The 23,837-nt window shown below is 67.9% G+C and carries 21 protein-coding genes and 1 pseudogene; 9 read left to right on the top strand and 13 right to left on the bottom strand.

Translation table 11 applies throughout. The features are described from left to right. Positions 1-169: 169 nt before the first annotated feature. Positions 170-796, top strand: a complete 627-nt coding sequence (locus tag AB0383_RS13145; RefSeq protein ID WP_366187131.1) for a hypothetical protein — start codon at positions 170-172, stop codon at positions 794-796. A 13-nt stretch (positions 797-809) separates the two neighbouring features. Here the strand turns inward: AB0383_RS13145 and AB0383_RS13150 are convergent, their stop codons facing one another. Beyond that, positions 810-941 (bottom strand): hypothetical protein, encoded by a 132-nt coding sequence (locus AB0383_RS13150; protein ID WP_366187133.1) that lies wholly within the window; start codon positions 939-941, stop codon positions 810-812. 94 nt (positions 942-1,035) lie between these two features. After that, positions 1,036-3,540 (bottom strand): DUF3516 domain-containing protein, encoded by a 2,505-nt coding sequence (locus tag AB0383_RS13155; protein WP_366187135.1) that lies wholly within the window; start codon positions 3,538-3,540, stop codon positions 1,036-1,038. Positions 3,541-3,694: 154 nt separating this feature from the next. Here AB0383_RS13155 and AB0383_RS13160 point away from each other — a divergent pair, with 154 nt between their 5' ends. Beyond that, complete coding sequence (locus AB0383_RS13160; protein ID WP_364181661.1) at positions 3,695-4,942, top strand: primosomal protein; 1,248 nt, start codon at positions 3,695-3,697, stop codon at positions 4,940-4,942. 323 nt (positions 4,943-5,265) lie between these two features. Here AB0383_RS13160 and AB0383_RS13165 read toward each other — a convergent pair whose 3' ends face one another. Together AB0383_RS13165 and AB0383_RS13170 are read right to left on the bottom strand one after the other, a co-directional pair. Further along, entirely contained in the window at positions 5,266-6,480 is a 1,215-nt protein-coding gene (locus AB0383_RS13165; protein WP_364181663.1) for an MFS transporter, read from the bottom strand. 111 nt (positions 6,481-6,591) lie between these two features. Beyond that, on the bottom strand, positions 6,592-7,683 hold the full coding sequence (locus tag AB0383_RS13170) for an adenosine deaminase (RefSeq protein ID WP_364181666.1): 1,092 nt from the start codon (positions 7,681-7,683) through the stop codon (positions 6,592-6,594). A 211-nt stretch (positions 7,684-7,894) separates the two neighbouring features. Here AB0383_RS13170 and AB0383_RS13175 point away from each other — a divergent pair, with 211 nt between their 5' ends. Further along, positions 7,895-8,989: a PA containing protein gene (locus AB0383_RS13175; protein ID WP_366187138.1), complete on the top strand. Its 1,095-nt coding sequence runs from the start codon at positions 7,895-7,897 to the stop codon at positions 8,987-8,989. Positions 8,990-9,062: 73 nt separating this feature from the next. On the opposite strand, the gene AB0383_RS13180 is transcribed toward AB0383_RS13175, so the two are convergent. The 8 genes and pseudogenes from AB0383_RS13180 to AB0383_RS13215 form a co-directional block, all read right to left on the bottom strand. Beyond that, positions 9,063-9,452 (bottom strand): hypothetical protein, encoded by a 390-nt coding sequence (locus tag AB0383_RS13180; RefSeq protein WP_366187140.1) that lies wholly within the window; start codon positions 9,450-9,452, stop codon positions 9,063-9,065. After that, positions 9,449-9,624 (bottom strand): annotated as a pseudogene (locus AB0383_RS13185) (IS256 family transposase); the annotation flags it as partial. The pseudogene AB0383_RS13185 and the gene AB0383_RS13180, both read right to left, overlap by 4 nt. A 199-nt stretch (positions 9,625-9,823) precedes the next feature. Continuing rightward, positions 9,824-11,101, bottom strand: a complete 1,278-nt coding sequence (locus tag AB0383_RS13190; protein WP_366187142.1) for a thymidine phosphorylase — start codon at positions 11,099-11,101, stop codon at positions 9,824-9,826. Next, the gene (locus AB0383_RS13195; protein WP_366187144.1) at positions 11,098-11,487 is read right to left on the bottom strand and encodes a cytidine deaminase; all 390 of its coding nucleotides are present in this window, start codon (positions 11,485-11,487) and stop codon (positions 11,098-11,100) included. The genes AB0383_RS13190 and AB0383_RS13195 overlap by 4 nt, the downstream gene beginning before the upstream one ends. After that, positions 11,487-12,746 carry an ABC transporter permease gene (locus AB0383_RS13200; protein ID WP_366187375.1) on the bottom strand — a complete coding sequence of 420 codons (1,260 nt, stop codon included), beginning with the start codon at positions 12,744-12,746 and terminating at the stop codon, positions 11,487-11,489. The genes AB0383_RS13195 and AB0383_RS13200 overlap by 1 nt, the downstream gene beginning before the upstream one ends. 20 nt (positions 12,747-12,766) lie before the next feature. After that, positions 12,767-13,864 carry an ABC transporter permease gene (locus tag AB0383_RS13205; protein WP_364181679.1) on the bottom strand — a complete coding sequence of 366 codons (1,098 nt, stop codon included), beginning with the start codon at positions 13,862-13,864 and terminating at the stop codon, positions 12,767-12,769. Beyond that, a complete protein-coding gene (locus AB0383_RS13210) occupies positions 13,864-15,429 on the bottom strand; it encodes an ABC transporter ATP-binding protein (protein WP_364181682.1) in 1,566 nt (521 codons plus the stop codon). The genes AB0383_RS13205 and AB0383_RS13210 overlap by 1 nt, the downstream gene beginning before the upstream one ends. Positions 15,430-15,507: 78 nt before the next feature. Next, positions 15,508-16,653 (bottom strand): BMP family ABC transporter substrate-binding protein, encoded by a 1,146-nt coding sequence (locus AB0383_RS13215; protein WP_366187147.1) that lies wholly within the window; start codon positions 16,651-16,653, stop codon positions 15,508-15,510. A gap of 879 nt (positions 16,654-17,532) precedes the next feature. Here AB0383_RS13215 and sdhC point away from each other — a divergent pair. The 5 genes from sdhC to AB0383_RS13240 all read left to right on the top strand — a co-directional run bounded on the left by sdhC (position 17,533) and on the right by AB0383_RS13240 (position 22,069). Further along, positions 17,533-17,976 carry a succinate dehydrogenase, cytochrome b556 subunit gene (sdhC, locus tag AB0383_RS13220; protein WP_364181685.1) on the top strand — a complete coding sequence of 148 codons (444 nt, stop codon included), beginning with the start codon at positions 17,533-17,535 and terminating at the stop codon, positions 17,974-17,976. A 2-nt stretch (positions 17,977-17,978) separates the two neighbouring features. After that, positions 17,979-18,395 carry a succinate dehydrogenase hydrophobic membrane anchor subunit gene (locus AB0383_RS13225; protein ID WP_220246220.1) on the top strand — a complete coding sequence of 139 codons (417 nt, stop codon included), beginning with the start codon at positions 17,979-17,981 and terminating at the stop codon, positions 18,393-18,395. A gap of 50 nt (positions 18,396-18,445) precedes the next feature. Next, positions 18,446-20,200 carry a succinate dehydrogenase flavoprotein subunit gene (sdhA, locus tag AB0383_RS13230; protein ID WP_364181688.1) on the top strand — a complete coding sequence of 585 codons (1,755 nt, stop codon included), beginning with the start codon at positions 18,446-18,448 and terminating at the stop codon, positions 20,198-20,200. Then, positions 20,200-20,970, top strand: coding sequence for a succinate dehydrogenase iron-sulfur subunit (locus AB0383_RS13235; RefSeq protein WP_364181691.1), 771 nt, complete (start codon positions 20,200-20,202; stop codon positions 20,968-20,970). The genes sdhA and AB0383_RS13235 overlap by 1 nt, the downstream gene beginning before the upstream one ends. Before the next feature lie 217 nt (positions 20,971-21,187). After that, positions 21,188-22,069, top strand: a complete 882-nt coding sequence (locus tag AB0383_RS13240) for a hypothetical protein (RefSeq protein ID WP_364181693.1) — start codon at positions 21,188-21,190, stop codon at positions 22,067-22,069. Between the two features lie 239 nt (positions 22,070-22,308). Here AB0383_RS13240 and AB0383_RS13245 read toward each other — a convergent pair whose 3' ends face one another. Further along, positions 22,309-22,551 carry a hypothetical protein gene (locus AB0383_RS13245; RefSeq protein WP_364181696.1) on the bottom strand — a complete coding sequence of 81 codons (243 nt, stop codon included), beginning with the start codon at positions 22,549-22,551 and terminating at the stop codon, positions 22,309-22,311. Between the two features lie 115 nt (positions 22,552-22,666). Between AB0383_RS13245 and AB0383_RS13250 the strand changes: the two genes are divergently transcribed. Beyond that, positions 22,667-23,821: a D-alanyl-D-alanine carboxypeptidase family protein gene (locus tag AB0383_RS13250; protein WP_364181859.1), complete on the top strand. Its 1,155-nt coding sequence runs from the start codon at positions 22,667-22,669 to the stop codon at positions 23,819-23,821. Positions 23,822-23,837 lie beyond the last annotated feature (16 nt).

A 23,837-nucleotide genomic window follows, 5' to 3' on the forward strand; every position in this document is an offset into this window, starting at 1 on the left:
GAGGGCGACGGTAACCCGCGTTTGTCCGGCCGGGGCGGGGTTTGTGACGAAGTCTTCAGGCATTGGCACGTTCGGGCCGGCGATGTCTTCGCCCGGGCGTTCGTCTCGGGGTGATCTCAGGGTGTTCACCGGATGTGCCCGCAGCGGTGTCCAGGCGATTGTTACTGCCGTGACTCGGGTTTCGCCGCGGTGGCGGCAGGCGGTGGTGTGGCTGCACGCGGTGTCGTCGATCGCGTGGATGAGCCAGGCGTTCGGGCTCATGACGCTGACGCTCGTGGCGCTCCAGGGCGACGCGGCCACGCGCGCCGCCGCGATGAACATGGCGCGGCACCTGGACACGGCGTTGCTGGCACCCATGGCGAACGCCGCCGCGTTCACCGGATTGGTGCTCGCGGGGGCGACGGCCTGGGGGTTCTTCCGGCATTGGTGGGTGCTCGTGAAGTTCGGGCTCACGCTGGTGCAGCTGTACGCCGGGATCTTCCTGCTGTCACCCGCCCTCGAGAACGCCGCCGCGACGGCCACCCCGACGTGGCAACAAGCTGCCGGCGCGGGGCTCATGGCGGGTGGATTGGCCGTGCAGGCGTGGATTTCCGTGGCGAAGCCGTGGTCCCGCACGCCCTGGTCCCCCGCCGCGAAACCCGCGACGGCGCCCACGTGGGTGTTCGTGGCGGCGATCGTCGCGCCGGTTCTCGACACCACCGTGGGTCTGGTGCTGGGCTACCCGTTGCCCGCGCTGTCCCTGGTGATGCTCATCGTCCTGCTCAGCGGGCGGCGGCAGCGCCTGGCCGTGGCCTGACGCTGCCGCTCTTTCACTCGACGTCTCCGCCGCTCGCGGGCTTGGCCTCGACGTCGCCGCCACTCGCCGGCTTCGCCTCCACATCCCCGCCGCCGGCCGGCTTGGCCTCGACGTCACCACCGCTGTCGTTCTTGTCCTCCACCATGGTTCCCTCCTCCTACTCGGCCCGCCCAACGCTAGGGCGCGCCGCGGAGCCCCACGGCCACTTGGACAAACCTCACTCAAACGGACGCGCGTCGTCAGAGTTGGTTGACGTCCGTGATGCGCACGACGGCCGAGCCGATCTCGTCCGAGGCGCGCAGGTCGGCCTCTGCGCTGATGCCCCAGTCGTGGTCACCTGCGGGGTCGTCGAAGATCTGACGGACGCGCCACACGTCGGGTTCCTTCTCGATGAGCAGCAACGCGGGCCCGCGGGCGTCGGGGCCGATGCCCAGGGAATCGTGCTCGTCGAAGTAGTCCTCGATGGCGTCTTCCCAGGCGTCCGCGTCCCAGCCGGCGGCGGCGTCGAGCTCGCCAAGGGCGTAGTAGTTGCGGCGGGCGGCGAGTTCGACGCGGCGGAAGAGCTCGTTGCGCACCAGGACGCGGAAGGCGCGTTCGTTGCGGGTGACCGCGGGTGGTTCGGAGGGCGGGCGCTCCAAAGGAGAACCGTCCGCAGACGGATGCCGCAACGCTTCCCACTCGTCGAGCAGGCTGGAGTCGACCTGGCGGACGAGCTCGCCCAGCCATTCGATGAGGTCCTGCAGCGCCTCGGTCTTCGCCTCGTCCGGGACGGTGTGGCGCAGAGCGTCGTACGTGTCCGCCAGGTACCGCAGCACCAGGCCCTCGGAGCGCGCCAACTGGTAGAAGCCGATGTACTCCACGAAGTTCATCGCGCGCTCGTACATGTCGCGCACCACGGACTTCGGGGACAGCTCGTAGTCCGCGACCCACGGGTGACCCTGGCGGTAGCTGGAGTACGCCGCGGAAAGCAGCTCCTCCAACGGCTTCGGGTACGTCACCGCCTCGAGCAGCTCCATACGCTCGTCGTACTCGATACCCTCGGCCTTCATCGCCTGCACGGCCTCGCCGCGGGCCTTGAACTGCTGCTGCGACAGCACGGGCCGCGGGTCGTCCACAGTGGATTCCACAATGGTCACGACATCGAGCGCGTACGAAGGCGATTCCACATCCAGCAACTCCACCGCCGCCAATGCGAACGGCGACAACGGCTGGTTCAAAGCGAAGTCGAACTGCAGATCCACCGTCAGCCGCACGATCCGGCCATCAGCGTCCGGGGTGGACAGACGCTCGACGACACCCGCGGCCAGCAACGCCCGGTAAATGGCGATCGCCCGCAGGATCAGCTTGCGCTGCGCCGGGCGGTCGGAGTGGTTGTCCTCCAGCAGGTGGCGCATGTGGTCGAACGCGTTGCCCGGCCGGGAGATCACGTTCAGCAGCATCGAGTGGCTGACCTGGAAACTCGAGGTCAACGGCTCGGGGTCGGCCGCGATCAGGCGGTCGAACGTGCTCTCCGTCCAGTTGACGAACCCCTCCGGCGCCTTCTTCCGGACGATCTTCTTCCTCTTCTTGGGGTCGTCGCCCGCCTTCTCCAGAGCCTTCGCGTTCTCCACGACGTGGTCGGGCGCCTCGACGACCACGTACCCGTCGGTGTCGTACCCGGCGCGACCCGCGCGGCCGGCGATCTGGTGGAACTCGCGCGCCTTCAGGTGGCGCTGGCGCACGCCGTCGTACTTGGTCAGGGCGGAGAACACGACCGTGCGGATGGGCACGTTGATGCCGACGCCGAGCGTGTCCGTCCCGCAGATCACCTTGAGCAGCCCGGACTGCGCGAGCGTCTCGACCAGGCGCCGGTACTTCGGCAGCATGCCCGCGTGGTGCACGCCGATCCCGTGGCGCACGAGCCGCGAGAGCGTCTTGCCGAAGCCCGCGGAGAAGCGGAAGTCGCCGATGAGGTCGGCGATCGCGTCCTTTTCGGCCTTCGTCGTCACGTTGATGCTCATCAACGTCTGCGCCCGCTCGATGGCCGCGGCCTGGGAAAAATGCACGACGTAGACGGGCGCCTGGCCGCCGTGGAGCAGCTCGGACATGGTCTCGTGGATCGGCGTGAGCGCGTAGCGGAAGGTCAGCGGCACCGGCCGCTCCGCCGACGTGACGACCGCCGTCGAGCGGCCGGTGCGGCGGGTGAGGTCCTTCTGGAAGAACGTGACGTCACCCAAAGTGGCCGACATGAGCACGAACTGCGCGCCCGTCAGCTCGATGATCGGGACCTGCCACGCCCAGCCGCGGTCGGGCTCGGAGTAGAAGTGGAACTCGTCGGCGATCACCTGGCCCACGGGCGCGTCGGCACCGAAGCGCAACGCGATGTTCGCCAAGATTTCCGCGGTGCAGCAGATGATCGGCGCGTCCGCGTTCACGCTGGAGTCGCCGGTCATCATGCCGACCTTGTCGGCGCCGAAGATCTCGATGAGCTGGAAGAACTTCTCCGAGACCAGCGCCTTGATCGGCGCGGTGTAGTAGCTGCGGCGGCCGTGGGCGAGCGCCGTGAAGTGGGCGCCGACGGCCACGAGGCTCTTCCCGGAGCCGGTGGGCGTCGAGAGGATCACGTTGGCGCCCGAGACGACCTCGATCAGCGCCTCCTCCTGGGCCGGGTACAGCTGGATACCCCGCTCGGCCGTCCAGGTGGAGAAGGCTTCGAACAGGGAGTCGGCGTCGGGATCCGCTGGCAGGAGGTCTGTGAGTGTCATCGCGCTGCCCATCGTGCCATCCCCGGGCCGCCGGTTCCGCAGGGGCGATCGCGGGTGCTTGCCTCAACCCGTAGGCTTCGCGGTACCGCGCACCGACCGGGGGATACTTCCGGGCACGCGCGCGTACACGGGCGTTACTCCGGAGGGTTCAGGCATGGCACAGGACATCATCCCGATCGAGCTCGGGCTGCCGCAGGGCGACGTCGTCACCCTGTGGGCTCCGCGGTGGCGGGAGGACGGCGAGGAGTGGGAAGCGTTCCTCGGCGACGAGGACGACCTGTACGCCTTCCCGGACGCCGCTCACCTGGCCGCCTTCGTGCGCACGTCCGACCAGCACGACCTGCTCGACCACCCGGCGTGGGACGCGGTGCCGGCACTCAACGTGCCCGAGCTGATCCCGGACGACGACCACTCCTACGACCTCGTCGGCGTGCCCGAGCTGGTCGCCGAGGAGCCCGACTCGTGGACGATCGCGGAGCTCGCGGAGATCGTCGGCATCGTCCGCTCGCTCGCCGACGTCTGCGAGCTCGAAGAGGTGCACGAGGTCCTCGACGCGTATGAGGGCTTCTCGCTCTTGGAGCAGGGCCGGCTGCCGTTCACCGGCCGCGAGGGCGAGGCCCTGTGGAACGACCTGTCGAAGGCCGTGTCCGAGAAGTGGGACATCGTGCTCGACGCGATCGACAACCTCGTGACCGTGCCCGAGGTCGACGCCGCCGTGCTGGAGCAGACCGCCGAGGAGCTGGCGGCGTTCCACGAGGAGTCGGCCGAGGCCGAGGTCGCGCAGCCGGAGGACCTCGAAGCCGTGGACGCGCCCGACTCCGACGAGGAGGAGGACGACGAGCCGGTCGGCTTCTGGGGTGAGGTCGGCATCGACCCGATCAAGATCGTCACGGCCGGCGCCGAGTACTACACGCTGCGCTGCTACCTCGACGACAAGCCGATCTTCCTCGGCAGCGAGGGCGAGATCGACGTCTTCTCCTCCGAGAAGGCCCTGCTCGCCGCCCTCAAGGACGGCAAGGACGTGGCCGACACCGACCTCGCCGACGTGTCCACTTGGGACGACGTGCTCACGAAGGCGGCGGCGGACGACCTCGAGATCGACATCGACGCCGAGAACACCTACGTGCTCACCGGCCTCGACGACGACATCGCCGAGGGCGTCGAGTCCATCGACCCCAACCAGCTGGAGCTGGCGGTCGAGCTCATCACCGACGCCGCCGACTGGGCCGAGGACGACTCCGTCGAGACGGCGCTGTCGCAGAACGAAAGCCTCGGCTGGCTGGTCTCGTTCGTCCTGCGCCCCGACCCGACGCGCCTGGAGCCGAGCGCGCCGTTCGACACCGAGCAGAGCGCGTGGCGCAAGCTGGTGGAGTCGTTCGAGAACCGCCTGACGGTGGTCTGAACCTCTTTGGTTTGAGGAAGGCCATCCGCTGGGGATTCCCGGTGGGTGGCCTTCTTCGTTGTGGGCCTCGGGCAGACCCCGGCAGACAATCCCGGCCTCCTGAGGGGCGAGGGCGGGCTGAGCTGTCCACAACCCGGCCACTGTGTGGGCAACCAGCGGTCCCCAACCACAAGGTGTGCCGGGCTCGTCCCGCTCATCGGTCCGCCGAAGGACAGCGAGGGCGTCAAGCCACGGGTGCGTTGCGGTGTGGGCATCAGCGGTCCCTTCGCTCGGCGTTGTCGCCCCGAAGTCGAGAGTGCTCTCGACTTCGGACCGCGTCCCGGTCAGTGGGCCATCTCAGCTTCCGCGCGGACCGGGACCACGGCGATGGCCAGCGCGGGGAAGATCGCGACGAGGCAGAACGCCAGCGCGTAGCGGCTGTCACCGATGACGAGGCCGAGCAGGGGCGGCGTGAGGGCCCCGGCGATGTTCTGCGCGGTGTTCTGGGTGGCCATCGCGCGGCCGGACCAGGCGACGCCGGCGAGCTCGGCGGAGGCGGTGAAGCCGAGGCCGTTGTCGGCGACCGTGATGATCGCGGCGAGGACGAGGGCGATCAGCACGAGCCACAGCCACGTCACGTCGCCGAGGGCCACGAGCAGCATTACGACCACGCCGGCCACCGCGAGCTGGCGCATCGGGCGAAGGCGGCTGCCGACGCGGTCGGACCAGTAGCCCGATCCCAGCCGGCCCGCCGCGCCGAGCACCTGGGCCACCGCGAGGAACACGCCGGCGCCCGACGGGCTCCAGTGCTGCTGCGACACGAGGTAGACCGGCGCGAACGCCGACACCGTGAACTGAGGCACGACCAGCAGCGCGCTCGCGCCGTGCACACGCCACAGCCACGGCTTGCGGTATGGCGAAGGCGGCTTCGAAGCGCCGGCAGCGGGGCGCGGCGGCCGCGGCGGGTCGGCCACGAACAGCGCGACCAGCAGCGCGACCACGATCCCGAGCACGGCCGGCAGCAGCATCGCGGCCTGGAACCCCCAGCGCGCGGCCAGCGGCGGCAGGCCCAGCGCGGCCACGCCGACACCCAGCGGCTGCGCCGTCTGCCGGATGCCCATCGCCATGCCGCGTTCGGACTTCGAGAACCAGCCCATCACGACGCGGCCGCTCGCCGCGTTGACCGAAGCCGTGCACGCTCCGGCAACAAGGAACACGCCGAAGAGCAGCCCGACCGGGTGATGCCACAGTGCGGCGTACACCAGGAGTAACCCCGAACCGCCCAGTCCGAGGGCCATGATCAGGCGCTCTCCGTAACGGTCCGCAGCCGCGCCCCACACGATCAGGGTGAGCAGCAGGCCGATGCTCGGCGCGGCGACGACGGTGCCGGCCTCGGCGAGCGTCAGGTCGTCGGCGGCGCGCATCGCAGGGATCAAAAAGGGCAGCCCGTAGAGGAAGGAACAGCTCGCGGTCTGCGCGGCGAGGCCGAGCGCGAGAATGAGCCACCGTCGAGAACTGGGCTTTTCGCGTATCGACTCACCGGCCGCGACCTGCGACATCTTTACCGCCGTCTCATATATTGAGAATTAGTTCCTACATTCTGAACTTTAGTTGGGCATGCTAGCGAACGCAACCGCCAAGGAAGCGGTCACGTCCGGAAGCGTCGGGAGTCAGGCCAGAGCGGCGTACCCGGGCTTGATCACGTCGTTGATCAGCGACAACCGGGCGTCGAAATCGAGGAACGCGGATTTCATGGCATTGATCGTGAACCAGCGAAGATCATCAAGACCGAACCCGAACGTGGTCGCCAGAGCGGTGAATTCACTGGTCATCGTGCATCCGCTCATCAGCCGGTTGTCGGTGTTCACCGTGACCCGGAAGTGCAGCCGGGCGAGCTGGGCGATCGGGTGCTCGGCGAACGACGCGACGGTGCCCGTCTGCACGTTCGACGTCGGGCAGATCTCCAGGGGTATGCGGCGGTCCCGAACGTAGCTCGCCAACCGTCCAAGGTGGACCGTTCCGTCCGAATCGGTCTTGATGTCCTCGACTATCCGGACACCGTGGCCGAGCCGTTCGGCGCCGCAATACTGGATGGCCTCCCAAATGGACGGCAAGCCGAATGCCTCGCCCGCGTGAATCGTGAAATGCGCGTTGTTCTGACGCAGATATTCAAATGCGTCGAGATTTCGGGTCGGCGGAAAGCCGTCCTCGGGGCCGGCGATGTCGAAGCCCGCCACGCCGCCGTCGCGGTGGCGCACCGCCAGCTCGGCGATCTCGAGGGCGCGGGCGTGCTGACGCATCGCGCAGAGCAACGTGCGGACCTTGATCGCACCGCCCGCGGCGGCCACGCGCTGTGTTCCCTCGTCGAGACCGGTCTGGACCGCCTCGACCACCGCATCGAGTGACAGGCCGCGTTCGACGAACAGTTCGGGCGCGTAGCGCAGCTCGGCGTAGACCACGCCGTCGGCCGCGAGGTCTTCCACAGCCTCGGCCGCAACCCTGACCAGCGCTTCCTCGGTCTGCATCACGCCGCAGGTGTGGGCGAACGTCTCCAGGTAGGACACGAGCGAGCCGGAGTCGGCGGCTTCGCGGAACCAGCGGCCGAGGGCCGCGACGTCGGTGGTCGGCAGAGCGTCGTAGCCCGTCGCTTCGGCGAGCTCGACGACGGTGGCCGGGCGAAGGCCGCCGTCCAGGTGGTCGTGCAGCAGGACCTTGGGGGCTCGGAGCAGGGTCGCTGCGTCGAGCGGGGTTACGTCTGACATGCACCAACGGTAGTCTCGTTGTCATTCCCCTACATGGCGGTAACTCTCAGCGTCGAGGCAACCCTCAGCTTTGACGATCAAGGAAGGAATCGGCCATCCGGGTAACGCCACCGTTATCCCGTCTAAGCAGGGCCCATACGCACAGCAATTTTTCACTGGATAAGCTTCGTGCCACGTCCCTTCCATTTCCCCGCCGACGAAGGACACAGCAGTGACCACTGACAACCACATTGCCGCTCCGTCCTTCGACCGGATGCGCAACATGCTGGTGCGCGCGGCCGAAGTGCGCGAGAGCGAACAGCAGCAGATCTTCGACGCGCTGGACGACATCTACGCCCGGCTCGCCCCGGTCGACTCGCTGGGCGCCGTTCGCAAGCGGCTGTCCGAGATGCCCGACCGCACCGAGGTCGGCGTGATCGCGGAGCGCCTCGACGAGGCCATGACGCGGCTGGAGGCCCAGGACAACGCGATCGCCGCGATCACCCACGCGGTCGAGAGCATCGTCGACAAGCTGGCCAAGCCGTTCGCGCAGCTCGACGGCCGGCTCGACGGCGTCGCCGCGCGCTTCGAGGGCGTCGCGGGCCGGATGGACGGGCTCGAGGACAAGCTGCAGAACATTCACCGCCGGCTCGACGAGCTGGGCGGCCACCTGGACAAGCAGGACGCCAAGCTCGACTCGATCCCGCAGACCACGCAGGCCCCGGTGCGCGAGCGCATCGAGCTCGCGGAGGCCACCCTGCGCGAACGCATCGAGACGGCCGACCACGAGCTGCGCACCCGCGTCGACGAGCTCGACCGCGCCACTCGCGAGCGCTTCGACAGCACCGCCGACGCGCTGCGCACCGCCATCACGGAGACCGGCGAAATGGTCGACGCCTCCGAGCGCCTCGAAGGTCTGGTCAACCGCCTCGACACGGTCACCCAGCGCCTCGACGACCTGGGCAACCGCCTGGACAAGGTCGAAGACGGCTTCGTCTCCCAGCTGGGCGACCTGGACGGCTCCATCAAGTCCGGCCTTTCCAAGGTCGAGGGCACGCTCGCCAAGCAGCCCGACACTGACTCCGTCGACTCCCTGGTGCGCCGCTCGAACGACGAGTCCGTGCGACGGATCGGTGGCCAGCTGGACGAGGCCATGGCCACCTTCGCCGAGCTGATGCTCGGTGGCGGGCCGGCCGTGCAGCAGATCGCCCCGCCGGCTCCGGCGCCGCGTCAGCCGCGACGCAGCTCGCGCAACGGGCGGTCCCCGAAGGCGGTGGACCCGAAGGCGAAGAACGGGTCTGAGCCCGAAGATTCTGCTGGTGAGTGAGGTTCAGTCCTCTTGAAGAAAGCCCCCGCTTCGGCGGGGGCTTTTTTCGTCTGGACCACTTTGCCGACGTTGGCTACTGCGGGTCGTCGGTTCGCCAGGGATAGCCGAACTGGTCGGGATGCAAGTGCCACGCTGCGAGGGTGGCGGTCAAATCCAGCTCACCGGCGACGGTCGAGGCCTTGACCAGGATCGCTCCGACGTCGTAGTCGAAGCCGTCGAGACGGTCAGCGGCGTAGTCCCAGTGCTGGAGTGTGAAGGTGCGGGCGTGGTCGGCTCGTTTCCAACCTCGGTTGCGGGCTTCGGTGTCCGCCGTGGTCATGCGCGGGGTGATGTCGACGAACGCCCGCCGACCGGGTTGGGAGACCGGCAGCTCGGCGACCAGTCGCTGGCCGAGTCGCAGCGCGGTCAACGTGTCCGCGGGCCACTGACGTGTGCTGCCGGTCGGGTCGGCTGGAGTGCTCACGTGGGCACCGCCTCTCCCCGCCGTGCGACGAGCCGGCCGTTGTCGAACTGGGCACCCGCGCAGGCAAGAAAGACGAGCTGTGGTGCATTCACTGCCCGACGACAGCCCTGGACGGACTCGATCAGTGTGAACGCCATGCCAACCCTGCCTCGCGGGAGCCTGGTCCTGGCGTGCTCGACGCGGTGGCACACCGCCACCGACGGCGCGCGACAGCCGCGTCCCCGCGTCTGCTTTCCAGCGGGCCAAACCCCTCCGGCCAGGAGGCAAGCCCCCACCCTCCCAAGGGGGCGTCCCACATCCATCCAAGACCGCAAGCCCAAGCAATCGCCGAAAACCCAGGCGACCAGCAAAAACCCACCGCTCCCAAGGCGTCAGGACCGGATCGTCTCCAAAACTATCGGCCCCGGCACCGGAGCAGCCGACGACACCGTGAACGCGCCGTCCAACGCCTCCAGAGCGCCGGCCACCGCTGAAGGCGTATCGGTGTGCAGCTCCAGCAGCGGCTCCCCCGCCACCACCTGATCACCAGGCTTCGCGAGACACAACACCCCAGCCGCGTCCTGCACCGGGTCTTCCTTCCGAGCCCGCCCGGCACCCAGGCGCCAAGCAGCCACACCAACGGCGTAAGCGTCCAGCGAAGCCAGCACCCCCGAAGAAGGCGCGGGAACCACGTGCACACAAGAAGGCTGAGGCAGCGGAGCCGAAGGATCACCGCCCTGAGCAGCGATCATCCGGCACCACGTCTCGTACGCCTCGCCCGAAGCGAGCACCGCCGCCGGATCCACTGAGGACAGTCCGGCCAGCGCGAGCATCTCGCGAGCCAGCGCCACGGTCAGCGAGACCACGTCCGAAGGCCCACCGCCCTGCAGGACGGCGACCGCCTCGGCGACCTCCACGGCGTTGCCCACCGCGCGGCCCAGCGGCACGTTCATGTCCGTGATCAGCGCCGTCGTGGGAACACCGTGATCAGCGCCGATCGAGACCAGCGTGGAAGCCAGGGCGCGAGCCGAAGCAACGTCCTTCATGAAGGCGCCCGTACCCGCCTTCACGTCCAGGACCAGGCCCGATGCCCCCTCGGCGATCTTCTTCGACATGATCGACGAAGCGATCAGCGGCACGGACTCGACCGTCGAAGTGACGTCCCGCAGCGCGTACAGCTTCTTGTCCGCCGGCGCCAAGCCCTCGGTGGCCGCGCAGACGACCGCGCCCACCGAAGACAGCTGGTCGGTGATCTCGGAAAGCGACAGCGCCGCCCGCCAACCCGGGATGGACTCCAGTTTGTCGAGCGTGCCGCCGGTGTGGCCGAGGCCGCGGCCGGAGAGCTGGGGCACGGCGGCGCCGCAGGCCGCGACGAGGGGCGCCAGTGGCAGGGTGATCTTGTCGCCGACGCCGCCCGTCGAGTGTTTGTCCACGGTCGGCCGGGAAACGGACAGCGTCAGGCGTGAGCCCGAAGCGATCATCGCCGCGGTCCAGCGGGAGATCTCGGCCGAGGTCATCCCGCGCAGGAAGATGGCCATCGCCAGGGCGGCCATCTGTTCCTCGGCGACCACGCCGTGGGTGTAGGCGTCCACGACCCAGTCGATCTGCGCATCCGAAAGAACGAGACCGTCGCGTTTCGCGCGGATGATGTCCACGGCCGCGAAAGTCACGGGAGGTCCTCGGGCCCGAAGGCGTCGGGCAGGACGTCGGACATCGGCAGGACCCCGCGTGGAGTGTCGACCAAACACGACGACCCGCCCAGCTCGAACAGGATCTGCCGGCACCGCCCGCACGGCATGAGCAGCTCACCGGCGCCGCTGCGGCAGGCGACGGCCACCAGCCGGCCGCCGCCCGACAAGCGCAGCTGGCCTGCCATCGTGCATTCTGCGCACAGACCCAAGCCGTACGAGGCGTTCTCGACGTTGCAGCCCGTCACAATCCGGCCGTCGTCGACGATGCCCGCGACGCCGACGTGCAGGCCGGAGTAGGGCGCGTACGCCGAAGCAGCAGCTGTGACCGCCGCCGCGCGCAGGGCTTCCCAATCGAACGAGGTCATCAGTCCCCCTCCCCTCGCCGATAAGGCGCACCATCAGCCTTCGGTGGACGAAGCCGTTGCGACGCCACCGCGAGCACGATCAGCGTCACGAAGTGCGCCGTGTACGGGATCAGGTCGCTCGGCAGCGTGTCGTTGGTCCAGTAGATCGCATACAGCGCCCCGGCGGCGATCACGCCGAGCGCGGCCGCCAGCCAGCGCTTCCGGATCAGCTGCACCACCACGATGATCGCCAGCAGGATCACCGCGCCGTACAGCAGCGCGAGCACCGCCTCGCCACCGCCGGCGAGCTGCAGGCCGTCCGCGTACCCGAACAGCGCCGCACCGCCGAGCAGGCCGCCCGGCCGCCAGTTGCCGAAGATCATCGCCGCCAGGCCGATGTACCCGCGGCCGTTGGTCTGGTTCTCGAGGTAGTCCGCGCCGCCCTTGAGCAGCACCAGGGAAGCGCCACCCATGCCGGCGAAACCGCCGGAGATCAGCACGCCGAGGTACTTGTAGCGGTACACGTTGACACCCAGCGACTCCGCGGCCACCGGGTTCTCACCGCACGAACGCAGGCGAAGGCCGAAGCGCGTGTGCCAGAGGATCCAGTAACTCACCGGCACCAGCACGATCGCGATCATCGTCAGCGGCGCGATGCCGGTGATCAGTCCGCGCAGCACGCCGGCGACGTCGGAGATCACCACACGCTGCCCGTTCTCCAGCGTGCCCAGCCAATCGGACAGGCCGGTCGCCGAGTACGTGTCGAACTTCGGCACCGGCGGCGACTGCCGTGGGTTGCCCGAAATCGGCTCGAAGATCAGGTTCGCCAGGTATTTCGCGACGCCCAACCCCAACAAGTTGATCGCCACACCGGAGACGATGTGGTTGACGTTGAAGGTCACCGTCGCGACCGCCTGCAGCAGGCCGCCGAGGGCGCCGAACGCGATGGCCGAGATCAGGCCGACCCACACGCCGCCGTAGTACGCGCCCCAGGCCGCGCCGAACGTGCCGAGGATCATCATGCCCTCGAGGCCGATGTTGACCACGCCCGCGCGCTCCGACCACAGGCCGCCGAGCGCACACAGCAGGATCGGCAGCGCGAGCCGCAGCGCCGTCGACGTCGTGTTGCTCGACGTCAACGCCGAAACGCCCGTCGAGTACGACGCCGTGGACATCACGCCGATCGCCACGACGGCCCAGATCACGCCGCGCAGCCAGCCCGGGATCCGGCGCCGCCGTTCCACCACCGGCTCCGGCATCCCGGAGGCCGGCTCCGGCATGGGGAACTCCGTCACCTGGCTCACACCGCACCGCCTTCCGCGACGGAGGCACCTTTGCGCCCGTTGCGGGCGAGCGCCCGGCCCACCCTGCGTTGTTCGGCCGCGAGGTCGGCGCGGCGCACGATCTCGTACGCGACGACGACCGACAGCACGATGATGCCCTGCATGATCGTCGCGATCTCCTTGGACACGTTGATCTGCTCCAGCGACACCGCCGAGGTGTCGAGGAACGCCCACAGCAGCGCGCCGAACGCGATGCCGCCGGGGTGGTTGCGGCCCAGCAGCGCCACGGCGATGCCGGTGAAGCCGTACATCTGCGTGGCCGTGATGCCGTAGCTGTAGTCGCGGCCGAGCAGCTCCGGCATGGCGACGAGACCCGCCACCGCGCCCGAGAGCAGCATCGCGATCAGCGTCATCCGCTTCGCGCTCACGCCACCGGCCGCCGCCGCCGTCGACGACTCACCACTCGCCTTGAGCTCGAAACCGAACCGCGTGCGGTTGAGCATGAACCAGTAGGCGATGCCGATCACGATGGCGATGAAGAAGAACCCGAACAGCACGCCCGAGCCGAGGGGGATGCCCGGGATCCGGCCCGACGGCGCGATCGTGCGCGTGCCGATGTTGTTGCCCGACTGCACGCCGAACTGGTCGGCGTTGACGAGGAACGCGATGATGCCGGCGACGATCGAGTTCAGCATGATCGTCGAGATGACCTCGCTGACGCCGCGGGTCACCTTCAGCACGGCGGGGACCAGCGCGTACAGCGCGCCCGACGCGACCGCGACGATCAGGATCACGATGGTGTGGAGGACCGGCGGCAGCTGCAGCGCGCCGCCGATGATCGCGGCGACCACGGCCGCGAACCGGTACTGGCCCTCGACACCGATGTTGAACAGGTTCATCTGGAAGCCGATGGCCACCGCGAGCCCGGACAGGTAGTACACCGTCGCGAGGTTCACCGTGTCCACGGCGGTGGAGCCCTTGAAGAGCTGCCCCACCATGGTCCCGTACGCCTCCAGCGGGTTGGCGCCGGAGATGACGAGCGCGATCGCCGTGAGCAGCACGGCGAACACGATCGCGAGCAGGGGCGGCAGCAGCCGCGTGCGCCACGAAGTCATTACGCTTCTTCACCTTCTTCGGCACCGGTCATGGCGGAACCGAGTTCCTGCGGGGTCACCGTGGCGGGGTTCGCCTCGCTCACCAGGCGCCCGCGCAGCATCACGCGGATCGTGTCGGAGAGCCCGATCAGCTCGTCGAGGTCGGCGGAGATCAGCAGCACCGCCAGGCCGTCGGCGCGCGCCTGCCGGATCTGCTCCCAGATCATGGCCTGCGCACCGACGTCGACCCCGCGCGTCGGGTGCGAAGCGATGAGCAGCACGGGGTTGCCCGACAGCTCGCGTCCGACGATCAGCTTCTGCTGGTTGCCGCCCGAGAGCGCGGCGGCCGGCACGTCGATGCCCGGCGTGCGCACGTCGTACTCGCGCACGATGCGCTCGGTGTCGCGGCGCGCGCCGGCGATGTCGAGCAACTGTCCACTCGAGACGGGTTTGCGCGTCTGGTAGCCGAGGATCCGGTTGGCCCACAACGGTTGCGTGAGCAGCAGGCTGTGGCGCGTGCGGTCTTCGGCGATGTAGCCGATGCCGGCCTCTCGCCGCGCGAGCGTGCCCAGCTTCACCAGGTCGTGGGTCTTGCCGTCGGCCTCGGCGAGCTCGATGTGCCCGCCGCTGGCCTTGCGCATGCCCATGATGGTCTCGACGAGCTCGGTCTGGCCGTTGCCCTCGACGCCCGCGATGCCGAGCACCTCACCCGCGTGCACCGTGAACGCGATGTCGTCCAGCAGCTTCAGCTCGGAGTTCTCGGCCGTGAGGCTCAAGTCCTTCAACCGCAGCACGTCGCGGTCGGTCACCGTCGACTCGCGTGTCTCGGGGCTGGGCAGCTCCGAACCGACCATCATCTCCGCCAGCTGACGGCTGGTGATGGTCTTCGGGTCGGCCGTGCCGACGGTGGTGCCGCGCCGGATCACCGTCACGGTGTCGGCGATGGCCCGCACCTCGTCGAGCTTGTGGGAGATGAAGAGGAAGGTGTAGCCGTCGGCCTGCATCTCGCGGACCGTGCTGAACAGCGCGTCGACCTCCTGCGGCACGAGCACCGCGGTGGGCTCGTCGAGAATGATGATCTTCGCGCCGCGGTAGAGGACTTTCACGATCTCGACGCGCTGGCGGTCGGCCACGCCGAGCTCCTCCAGCAACGCGTCCGGCTTGGCGCGCAGGCCCGTCTGCTCCGAGAGCTTCTTGAGCCGGGCGCGCGCCGCACCGCCGATGCCGTGCAGGGCCTCGGCTCCGAGAAACACGTTCTCGGAGACGGTGAAGTTGTCGGCGAGCATGAAGTGCTGGTGCACCATGCCGATCCCGGCCTGGATGGCGTCCTGCGGGTTGCGCAGCTTCACCTCGGTGCCGTTGATGGCGATGGTTCCCTCGTCGGGCTGCTGCATCCCGTAGAGGATCTTCATCAGAGTCGACTTGCCCGCGCCGTTCTCGCCGCAGAGGGCGTGCACCTCGCCCGCGGCCACGGAGAGGTTGACGTCGGAGTTGGCGACCACACCCGGGAAGCGCTTGGTGATCCCGGTCAGCTGGACGGCCGTCGTGCCCCGGTCGGGGACGGCTTCGGCCTCGGCAGTGCTCATCGCTGGGGCATCCAGTTCTGTCGAAACGCGTGAGGGCTCGGAAGGAAGATCCTTCCGAGCCCTGGCACGTGGCGGGTCCTACTTGGTCGGCTTGTCCGAAACCTGGATGGCGCCCGAGATGATCTGGGCCTTGTACCCGTCCAGCACGTCCTTGATGTCGTCGACCTTGCCGCCGGAGGTGGCGTAGCCGACGCCGTCGACCTTCAGATCGAAGCGTTGCGGCAGCACGCTCAGGTCGCCCTTCGCGTTGGCCTGCAGGAAGTCGAACACCGCGACGTCCACCCGCTTCATCATCGAGGTGAGGATGATGTCCTTGTCCGCGGCGACCGTGGCCTGGTTGTACTGGTCGGAGTCGACACCGATGGCCAACGCCTTGCCCGACGTCTTGGCGGCGTCGAACACACCCTTACCGGAGGCACCGGCGGCGTGGTAGATCACGTCCGCGCCGTTGTTGATCTCGGCGGCGGCCTTGACGTTGCCCTTGGCCGGGTCCTGGAAACCGGAGAAGTCACCGGCCGGCGTCAGGTACTCGTCCTCGATCTTGACCTTGTTCGACACGGCCCGCGCACCCTGCAGGTAGCCGGCCTCGAACTTCTGGATCAGCGGCGTGTTCACGCCACCGACGAAGCCGATGTGGCAGTTCTTGCTCTTGTAGACGGCGGCGACGCCGGCCAGGAACGAGCCCTGCTCCTCGGCGAACACCAGCGGCGTCACGTTGGGGAGCTTGATGGTGTCGTCGTCGACGATCGCGAACCGGGTGTTCGGGTGCTTCGGCGCGACTGCGGCGACCGACGGCGCGTAGGCGAAACCGACCGCGATGATCGGGTTCAGGCCCTGCGACGCCATCTGCTCGAGCCGCTGCTGCTTGGCCGACTCGCTCTCGCTCGGGCTGGCCGTGCTCTCGCTGACGGTCGTGATGCCGAGCTCGGACTTCGCCTTGTCGACGCCGGCCGCGGCCGCGTCGTTGAAGGAGGCGTCACCCCGGCCGCCGATGTCGAACGCCAGGCCGACCTTGAGCTTGCTGCCGTCCACCTTTTCGCCGGACGAGCTGCTGGTCGTGGCTGCTGCCGGAGCCGCGGGCGGCTTCGGCGCGGTGACGCAGCTCGAGCCCGAGCTGCCGGCCGCGGCGGTGTTGTTGCTGCTGCCCCCGCCGGTGTCCTTCGCGCACCCTGCCAAGGTGAGGACCCCGGCCATGGTCGCGGCGGCCAGCGCGGTTCCACGCATGCGACGCAACGTGTGTCTCCCTCCCCGCTGATCCAGCGGACTAAGTGGAAGCGACCCGGCCCCGGTGTCTCCTTCGGTGCCGAGTTCAACCGCCAGACCGTACCCAACTGCCAGACAACCGCCATAGGAAAGGCACGCTACGTAACACAAACGTTTACTCAGCGGTCTGATTCGCGACCGATCGTGTACTTACGGTGATCAACCGGATCAGGCGGGTACTCACCAGGAGTCATCCGAGGGCCTCCTGGGCCCGACAGACGGCTGCCATGGACCGATCACTCACATGGTCGGCCTGCCAACTCAAGGACAGGGTCGGCAGGCGTGGATATCTCTGAACCGGCAGCGACGTCGGGACCTACTCGTCCGGGATCGCAATGCACGAGATCCAGACCATTTGCGCCGCCCCGCTCCGTCCCTCGGTCGAGGAGCGGGGCGGTTGTGGAACAGCACTCCGGAACCCGTCCCGACGATCTTCGTCCACCCCGGTGGAGGGCCCGGCCGAACGGGCGTTGCGGACATCACGAAAACCGTTCGGGCCCGGCTGGTTTTTCACTCGCCGCCGCAAGCGGTACCGGCCTGCTGAATCGAATCGACCGGGCCGGGAGCTCCAGGTCGGATTCGCCCTGGACCGCCCGCGCCGCGTGGCCGGCGCCACACGTCCGAGTGGTGCGGGACGCTCCGGGTGTCTGGTCCATCACAGAGACGAACCCGGAGGTGAGCCGGGTCCAGATGGCGGGTCTAGCATCCCTTTCATCCACGCTCGATGGCCCTAGATCTCGGCACCGCTGCCGGCGTTGTCCCCAGTGGACCGACGCGGAAGCGGGTGCGGACCTCACCGGTCAGCCGGGCACAACAGATGACGTTGGAGGCCGTTCACCGATGTCCACCACGGCGAGCACTGCCACCGAGGCAGGAGCGAGCGATCGGGCGGGTGCCTCACGCCGGCAGGGGACCTTCTACCGGGGCGACCCCGGCATGTGGTCCTGGGTGCTGCACCGCATCACCGGCGTGCTGACATTCTTCTTCCTGTTCGTGCACGTGCTCGACACCGCGCTCGTCCGCGTGTCGCCGAACACCTACGACCAGGTGATCGAGACGTACAAGACGCCGCTCGTGAACCTGCTCGAGGTCGGTCTGGTCGGCGCGGTCCTCTTCCACGCCCTCAACGGCGTCCGCGTCATGCTGGTCGACTTCTGGTCCAAGGGCCCGAAGTTCCAGAAGACGATGCTGTGGGTGATCGGTGTCGTGTGGGTCGTCGTGATGATTCCCGGTGCGTTCTTCATGCTGAAGCGCACGGTCGAGACGCTCTTCGGGGGTAACTGACCATGGCCGACTCGCTCGTCATCGAATCGCCGCGCACCCCGAAGCGCCCGGCGGCCCGCCGCAGCAACTTCGAGCTCTACAGCTGGCTGTTCATGCGCATCTCGGGCCTCGCGCTGATCATCCTGGTGCTGGGCCACCTGCTGATCATGAACATCCTCGACGGCGGTGTGCACCGCATCAACTGGGGCTTCGTCGCCGGCCGCTGGGCTTCGCCGTTCTGGCAGTTCTGGGACCTCGCGATGCTGTGGCTCGCCGAGATCCACGGCGGCAACGGCCTGCGCACGATCATCGACGACTACGCCCGCAAGGACTCCACGCGGTTCTGGCTGAAGATCCTGCTGTACGTCTCGATGGTCCTGATCCTGGCCGTCGGCACACTGGTGATCTTCACGTTCGACCCCGAGATGCCCGCCAGCTAGGCGCACCCACCACACACAGTGCTCGATTCCTGATAAGCGGAGCAATCCCTATGCAGTTCCACAAGTACGACGTGGTGATCGTCGGCGCCGGCGGCGCCGGCATGCGCGCGGCCATCGAGGCCGGCCAGCGCGCCCGCACCGCGGTCCTCACGAAGCTGTACCCCACGCGGTCCCACACCGGCGCCGCCCAGGGCGGTATGTGCGCCGCGCTGGCGAACGTCGAAGAGGACAACTGGGAGTGGCACACCTTCGACACCGTCAAGGGCGGTGACTACCTCGTCGACCAGGACGCCGCGGAGATCATGGCCAAGGAGGCCATCGACGCGGTCCTCGACCTCGAGAAGATGGGCCTGCCGTTCAACCGCACGCCCGAGGGCAAGATCGACCAGCGCCGCTTCGGCGGCCACACCCGTGACCACGGCAAGGCGGCCGTGCGCCGCGCCTGCTACGCCGCGGACCGCACCGGCCACATGATCCTGCAGACGCTGTACCAAAACTGCGTCAAGTACGGCACGGAGTTCTTCAACGAGTTCTACGTGCTCGACCTGGTGACCAGCGAGGACGAGAACGGCAACCCGATCGCGTCGGGCGTCGTGGCCTACGAACTGGCCACCGGCGAGCTGCACGTATTCCAGGCCAAGTCCATCGTGTTCGCCACCGGCGGCGCGGGCAAGATCTTCAAGACGACGTCGAACGCGCACACCCTCACCGGCGACGGCCTCGGCATCATCTTCCGCAAGGGCCTGCCGCTGGAGGACATGGAGTTCTTCCAGTTCCACCCGACCGGCCTCGCTGGCCTGGGCATCCTGATCTCCGAAGCCGTCCGCGGCGAGGGCGGGATCCTGCGCAACTCCGAGGGCGAGCGGTTCATGGAGCGCTACGCCCCCACCATCAAGGACCTCGCGCCGCGTGACATCGTCGCGCGCTCGATGGTCCAGGAGGTGCTGCAGGGCCGCGGCATGGGCCCGAACAAGGACTACGTCGTCCTCGACGTGACACACCTGCCGGTGGAGGTCCTCGAGACCAAGCTGCCGGACATCACCGAGTTCTCGCGCACCTACCTGGGCGTCGACCCGGTGAAGGAGCCGGTGCCGGTGTTCCCGACCTGCCACTACGTGATGGGTGGCATCCCGACCAACATCCACGGCGAAGCGCTGCGCGACAACGAGAACGTGATCCCGGGCCTGTACGCGGCCGGCGAGGTCGCGTGCGTGTCGGTTCACGGCTCGAACCGCCTGGGCACCAACTCGCTGCTGGACATCAACGTGTTCGGCCGCCGCGCCGGCATCGCGGCCGCGGAGTACGCGCTGGCGCACGAGCACGTCGAGCTTCCGGAGCTGCCGACCAAGCTGGTCGAGGAGCAGCTGTCGGGCCTGCTGTCGGAGCACGGTGACGAGCGCGTCGCCGACATCCGCAAGGAAATGCAGCAGACGATGGACTCGCACGCCTCGGTGTACCGCACCGAGGACACGCTCAAGCAGGCGCTGACCGACATCCAGGCGCTGAAGGAGCGGTACACGCGGATCACCGTGTCGGACAAGGGCAAGCGGTACAACACCGACCTGCTCGAGGCCGTTGAGCTGGGCTTCCTGCTCGAGCTGGCCGAGGTCCTGATCGTGGGCGCCCTCGCGCGCAAGGAGTCGCGCGGCGGCCACGCCCGCGAGGACTACCCCAACCGCGACGACACGAACTTCATGCGCCACACCATGGCCTACAAGCAGGGCGAGGGGCTGTCGTCGGACATCCGCCTCGACTACAAGCCGGTGACCTTCACGCGTTACGAGCCGATGGAGCGGAAGTACTGATGACTGCGGCAACCACCGAAGAAGCACCCGCGGCTGCGCAGGACCACACGCCGGTCACGGTCACGCTGAAGATCCTGCGCTTCAACCCCGAGGTCGACTCCGAGCCGCACTGGGAGTCCTACGACGTCCCGGCGCAGCGCACCGACCGGCTGCTGAACCTGCTGTTCTACGTCAAGGACTACATCGACGGCACGTTCTCGTTCCGCCGGTCGTGCGCACACGGCGTGTGCGGCTCGGACGCCATGCAGATCAACGGCATCAACCGTTTGGCCTGCAAGGTGCTCATGAAGGACCTGCTGGAGAAGGACGGCAAGAAGACCGTCATCACCATCGCCCCGATCAAGGGCCTGACGACGTTGAAGGACCTCTACGTCGACATGGACCCGTTCTTCGAGGCCTACCGGTCGGTCAAGCCGTATCTCATCAACTACGGCCACGAGCCCTCCCGCGAGCGCATCCAGTCCCAGGCCGACCGCGACCGCTTCGACGACACCACCAAGTGCATCCTCTGCGCCTGCTGCACGTCGTCCTGCCCGGTCTACTGGAACGACGGCTCGTACTTCGGCCCCGCCGCGATCGTCAACGCGCACCGCTTCATCTTCGACTCCCGCGACGACGCGGCGGAGGAGCGGCTGGACATCCTGAACGACTCCGAGGGCGTGTGGCGCTGCCGGACGACGTTCAACTGCACGGACGCTTGCCCGCGTGGGATCCAGGTGACGAAGGCGATTCAGGAAGTGAAGCGCGCACTTTTGTTCAAGCGCGTCTGAGAATTTCGTTGCGGAGAGGCCCCCGTCCGGTTCGCCGGATGGGGGCCTTTTCGTTGCCGATTCGCAGCCGACACGGACAAAACTCCCCTGAACGGAGCTAGGGCGACTGTGCGTGATTGGACTAGCCTGTCGAGTTACCGATGACTCGGACGGTCGTGCGACGGGGAACGAACAGATGAGTGCTGGTGCGGAACTACGTAAGGTGCTTTCCCAACACTTGGCACGGTTCATCGCCGATGTCGAGGAACTCGTGTTCCGACAGGGCTACTTGCGGGTGTTCGCGGCGACGGTCGCCATGCTCGGCAGCGTCGGCCTGCTCGGCGAGGTGCTCGGCATGGAGTGGTTGCGCACGACGTTCGCCAGCATCGCGGGCGGGTTGTTCGTGATCGCCAGCGCGATCTCCTTCGCCGGCACCCACAAGCTCCGTACCCAGGCGCAGCACAGCGAGGAGCTGCTGCACCGGTACGCCGACGCGCTCGCCGGGCGCACGCGCAAGCCGATCGCCGTGCAGGAGTGGATGCAGGAAGTGACCATTGAGGACAACGGCGACGCGTTCTGCCGGCGCGTGCTCGTGCTCCACGAGGCGAACGACAACGTCCCGCGTTACCTGTCCGTGAATCTCGTGTACTACGGAACCACACCGCTGTCCGAGCGGGCCCGTCGACTGGTGCAGTACAAGGCTTTCCACGCCGGGCCTGAAGACGTCGACCAGAAGACCCGCGCCAACGCGACTTCGATCTGGTCCACCTCCGCGAACGGGAAACCGAAACTGGACATCTACATCCACCTCGGCACGATCGTTCAGGAAGGCGACGTGGTCACCGTGGAATGGATTTGGCCGAGGTATTCGGTGGATCTGATGTCGGGCGCCGAGCCGGAATCGTTCGACGTGATGTTCCGCAAGGAAATCAGCAAGTTCGAGCACCGGGTGATCTTCCGCAACGTCAAGCGTGATTCAGCCTTCGTCGTGCGAAACCAGGGCGCACAAGGACTGCGGCGGCTCCGGCAGGGCAAGGACGTGATCGTGGAGTTCTCCGCGGCGAATCCGAAGATGTCTCAGTACATGGGATTCATCGCCGACTACTCACCTGATTTGTGACGGTCATAAAAAAACCCGGAGTGCGGACTCCGGGTTTTTCGGGTGTGCGACCGGAACAACCGATCAGTTGCCACCCGTTTCGGAACCGCCGGACATACGAATTCCATTCGGGTAATGCGAGCCAACGCTGGAAGGGCTCGCGTGAGCGCTGACACTACTCCATTCGCGCGCCCCTGTCATACCGGCGTACGGCCGTATCCGGCGAACGCCGAGCCACCCGCTCCGGCTCAGGAATCGGACTAAGATCGTTCCTTCGATCGGGTGGAGCGCAGCGCCCGCCAGCCCAGCACCCCGATGATCGTGCCCAGCACGAACGACACCACCGTGAGCACCGCGTGCACGATGAAGTAGGCCGTGGGGGAACCATCGGCTGACCAGGACTGGGAGCTGGCCCAGAGGTTCTTGGCGAAGGTGATCCAGATGATCCAGGACCACACGCCGAACAACAGCAGGAAGACCGCAGTACCTCGCGAAATGCGCATGCCCCTGAGTATGCAACCGGGCTCGCGACGCTAGATTGCGTGGGTGCACAGCGTTTTCTCCCGGTCGCTCCCGGTTCTCGTCGCAGTGGTGGCCGTTGGGCTGTTCGGCGGTGGAATCGGCCCGACGGCAGCGGTAGCCCAGGCTCAGCCCTGTCAGGACCAGGCCGCACCGCCCGCGCCGGTGGACACGTCGGAGAAGCCGGCGCCCGGGCAGCCGGCCCCGCCGCCGTTGCCGGTGCCCGTGGAGCCCGTCGGGGGGCTGCGCATGGGCGGCTGCGGGATGATCCTGCCCGACGGCGCGCTCAACCCGCCGGACGGCAACACGGCCGCGTCGTGGGTGGTGCAGGACCTCGACACCGGCGACGTCATCGCGGCGAAGAACCCGCACGCGCGGGAGCGGCCGGCGTCGCTGATCAAGACGTTGCTCGCACTCGTCGTCATGAGCGAGATGAAGCCCGACCAGATCGTGGTGCCCACGAAGGAGGACGCCGAGCAGGAGTGCACCTGCGTCGGCATCGAGGCGGGTGCGAGCTACACCGTCGACCAGCTGCTGCACGGCCTGCTGATGCACTCGGGCAATGACGTCGCCCACGCGTTCGCGACTGCGCTCGGCGGGGTCGACATCGCGACCACGAAGATGAACCTGCTGGCCAAGCGCATCGGCGCCACGGACACGCGCGCGGCGACGCCGTCGGGCCTCGACGGGCCCGGGATGTCGACCTCGGCCTACGACCTGAGCCTGATCTTCCACTACGCGATGAAGCAGCAGGAGATCGCGCAGGCCGTGGCCACGAAGTCGTACACGATTCCGGCGGCGGGCGGCAAACCCGCCATTCCGGTCTTCAACGACAACAAGCTCCTCGGTGTCTACCCCGGCTTCCTCGGCGGCAAGACGGGCTTCACCGACGACGCCCGCCACACCTACGTCGGTGCGGCGGAGAAGGACGGCCGCCGCCTCGCCGTGGTGATGATGCGCGCGGAGCAGCGGCCCACGAAGGTCGTCGACCAGGCGGGCAAGCTGCTCGACTACGGCTTCGCGCTCGAAGCCGACCACGCCGAGCCCGTCGGGCGCATCGCGTACGAGGCCCTCGTGGCCACGGCGCCGCCCGCTCCCCCGGCGAACGTCGCCGCCGGCGCCGCTTCGTCGGCCGCCCCGGCGACGGAAGATCCGTTCGGCACCACGGGCTGGATCCTCACGCTGGTGGTCGCCCTGATCATCCTCGGCGGGTTCGTGATCGGCCACCAGCGCAAGAAGCAGGTCCAGCAGTAGATCAGGGCTAGTCCAG

Source organism: Amycolatopsis sp. NPDC051373 (assembly GCF_040689465.1).
In the GTDB taxonomy this organism is placed as follows: domain Bacteria; phylum Actinomycetota; class Actinomycetes; order Mycobacteriales; family Pseudonocardiaceae; genus Amycolatopsis.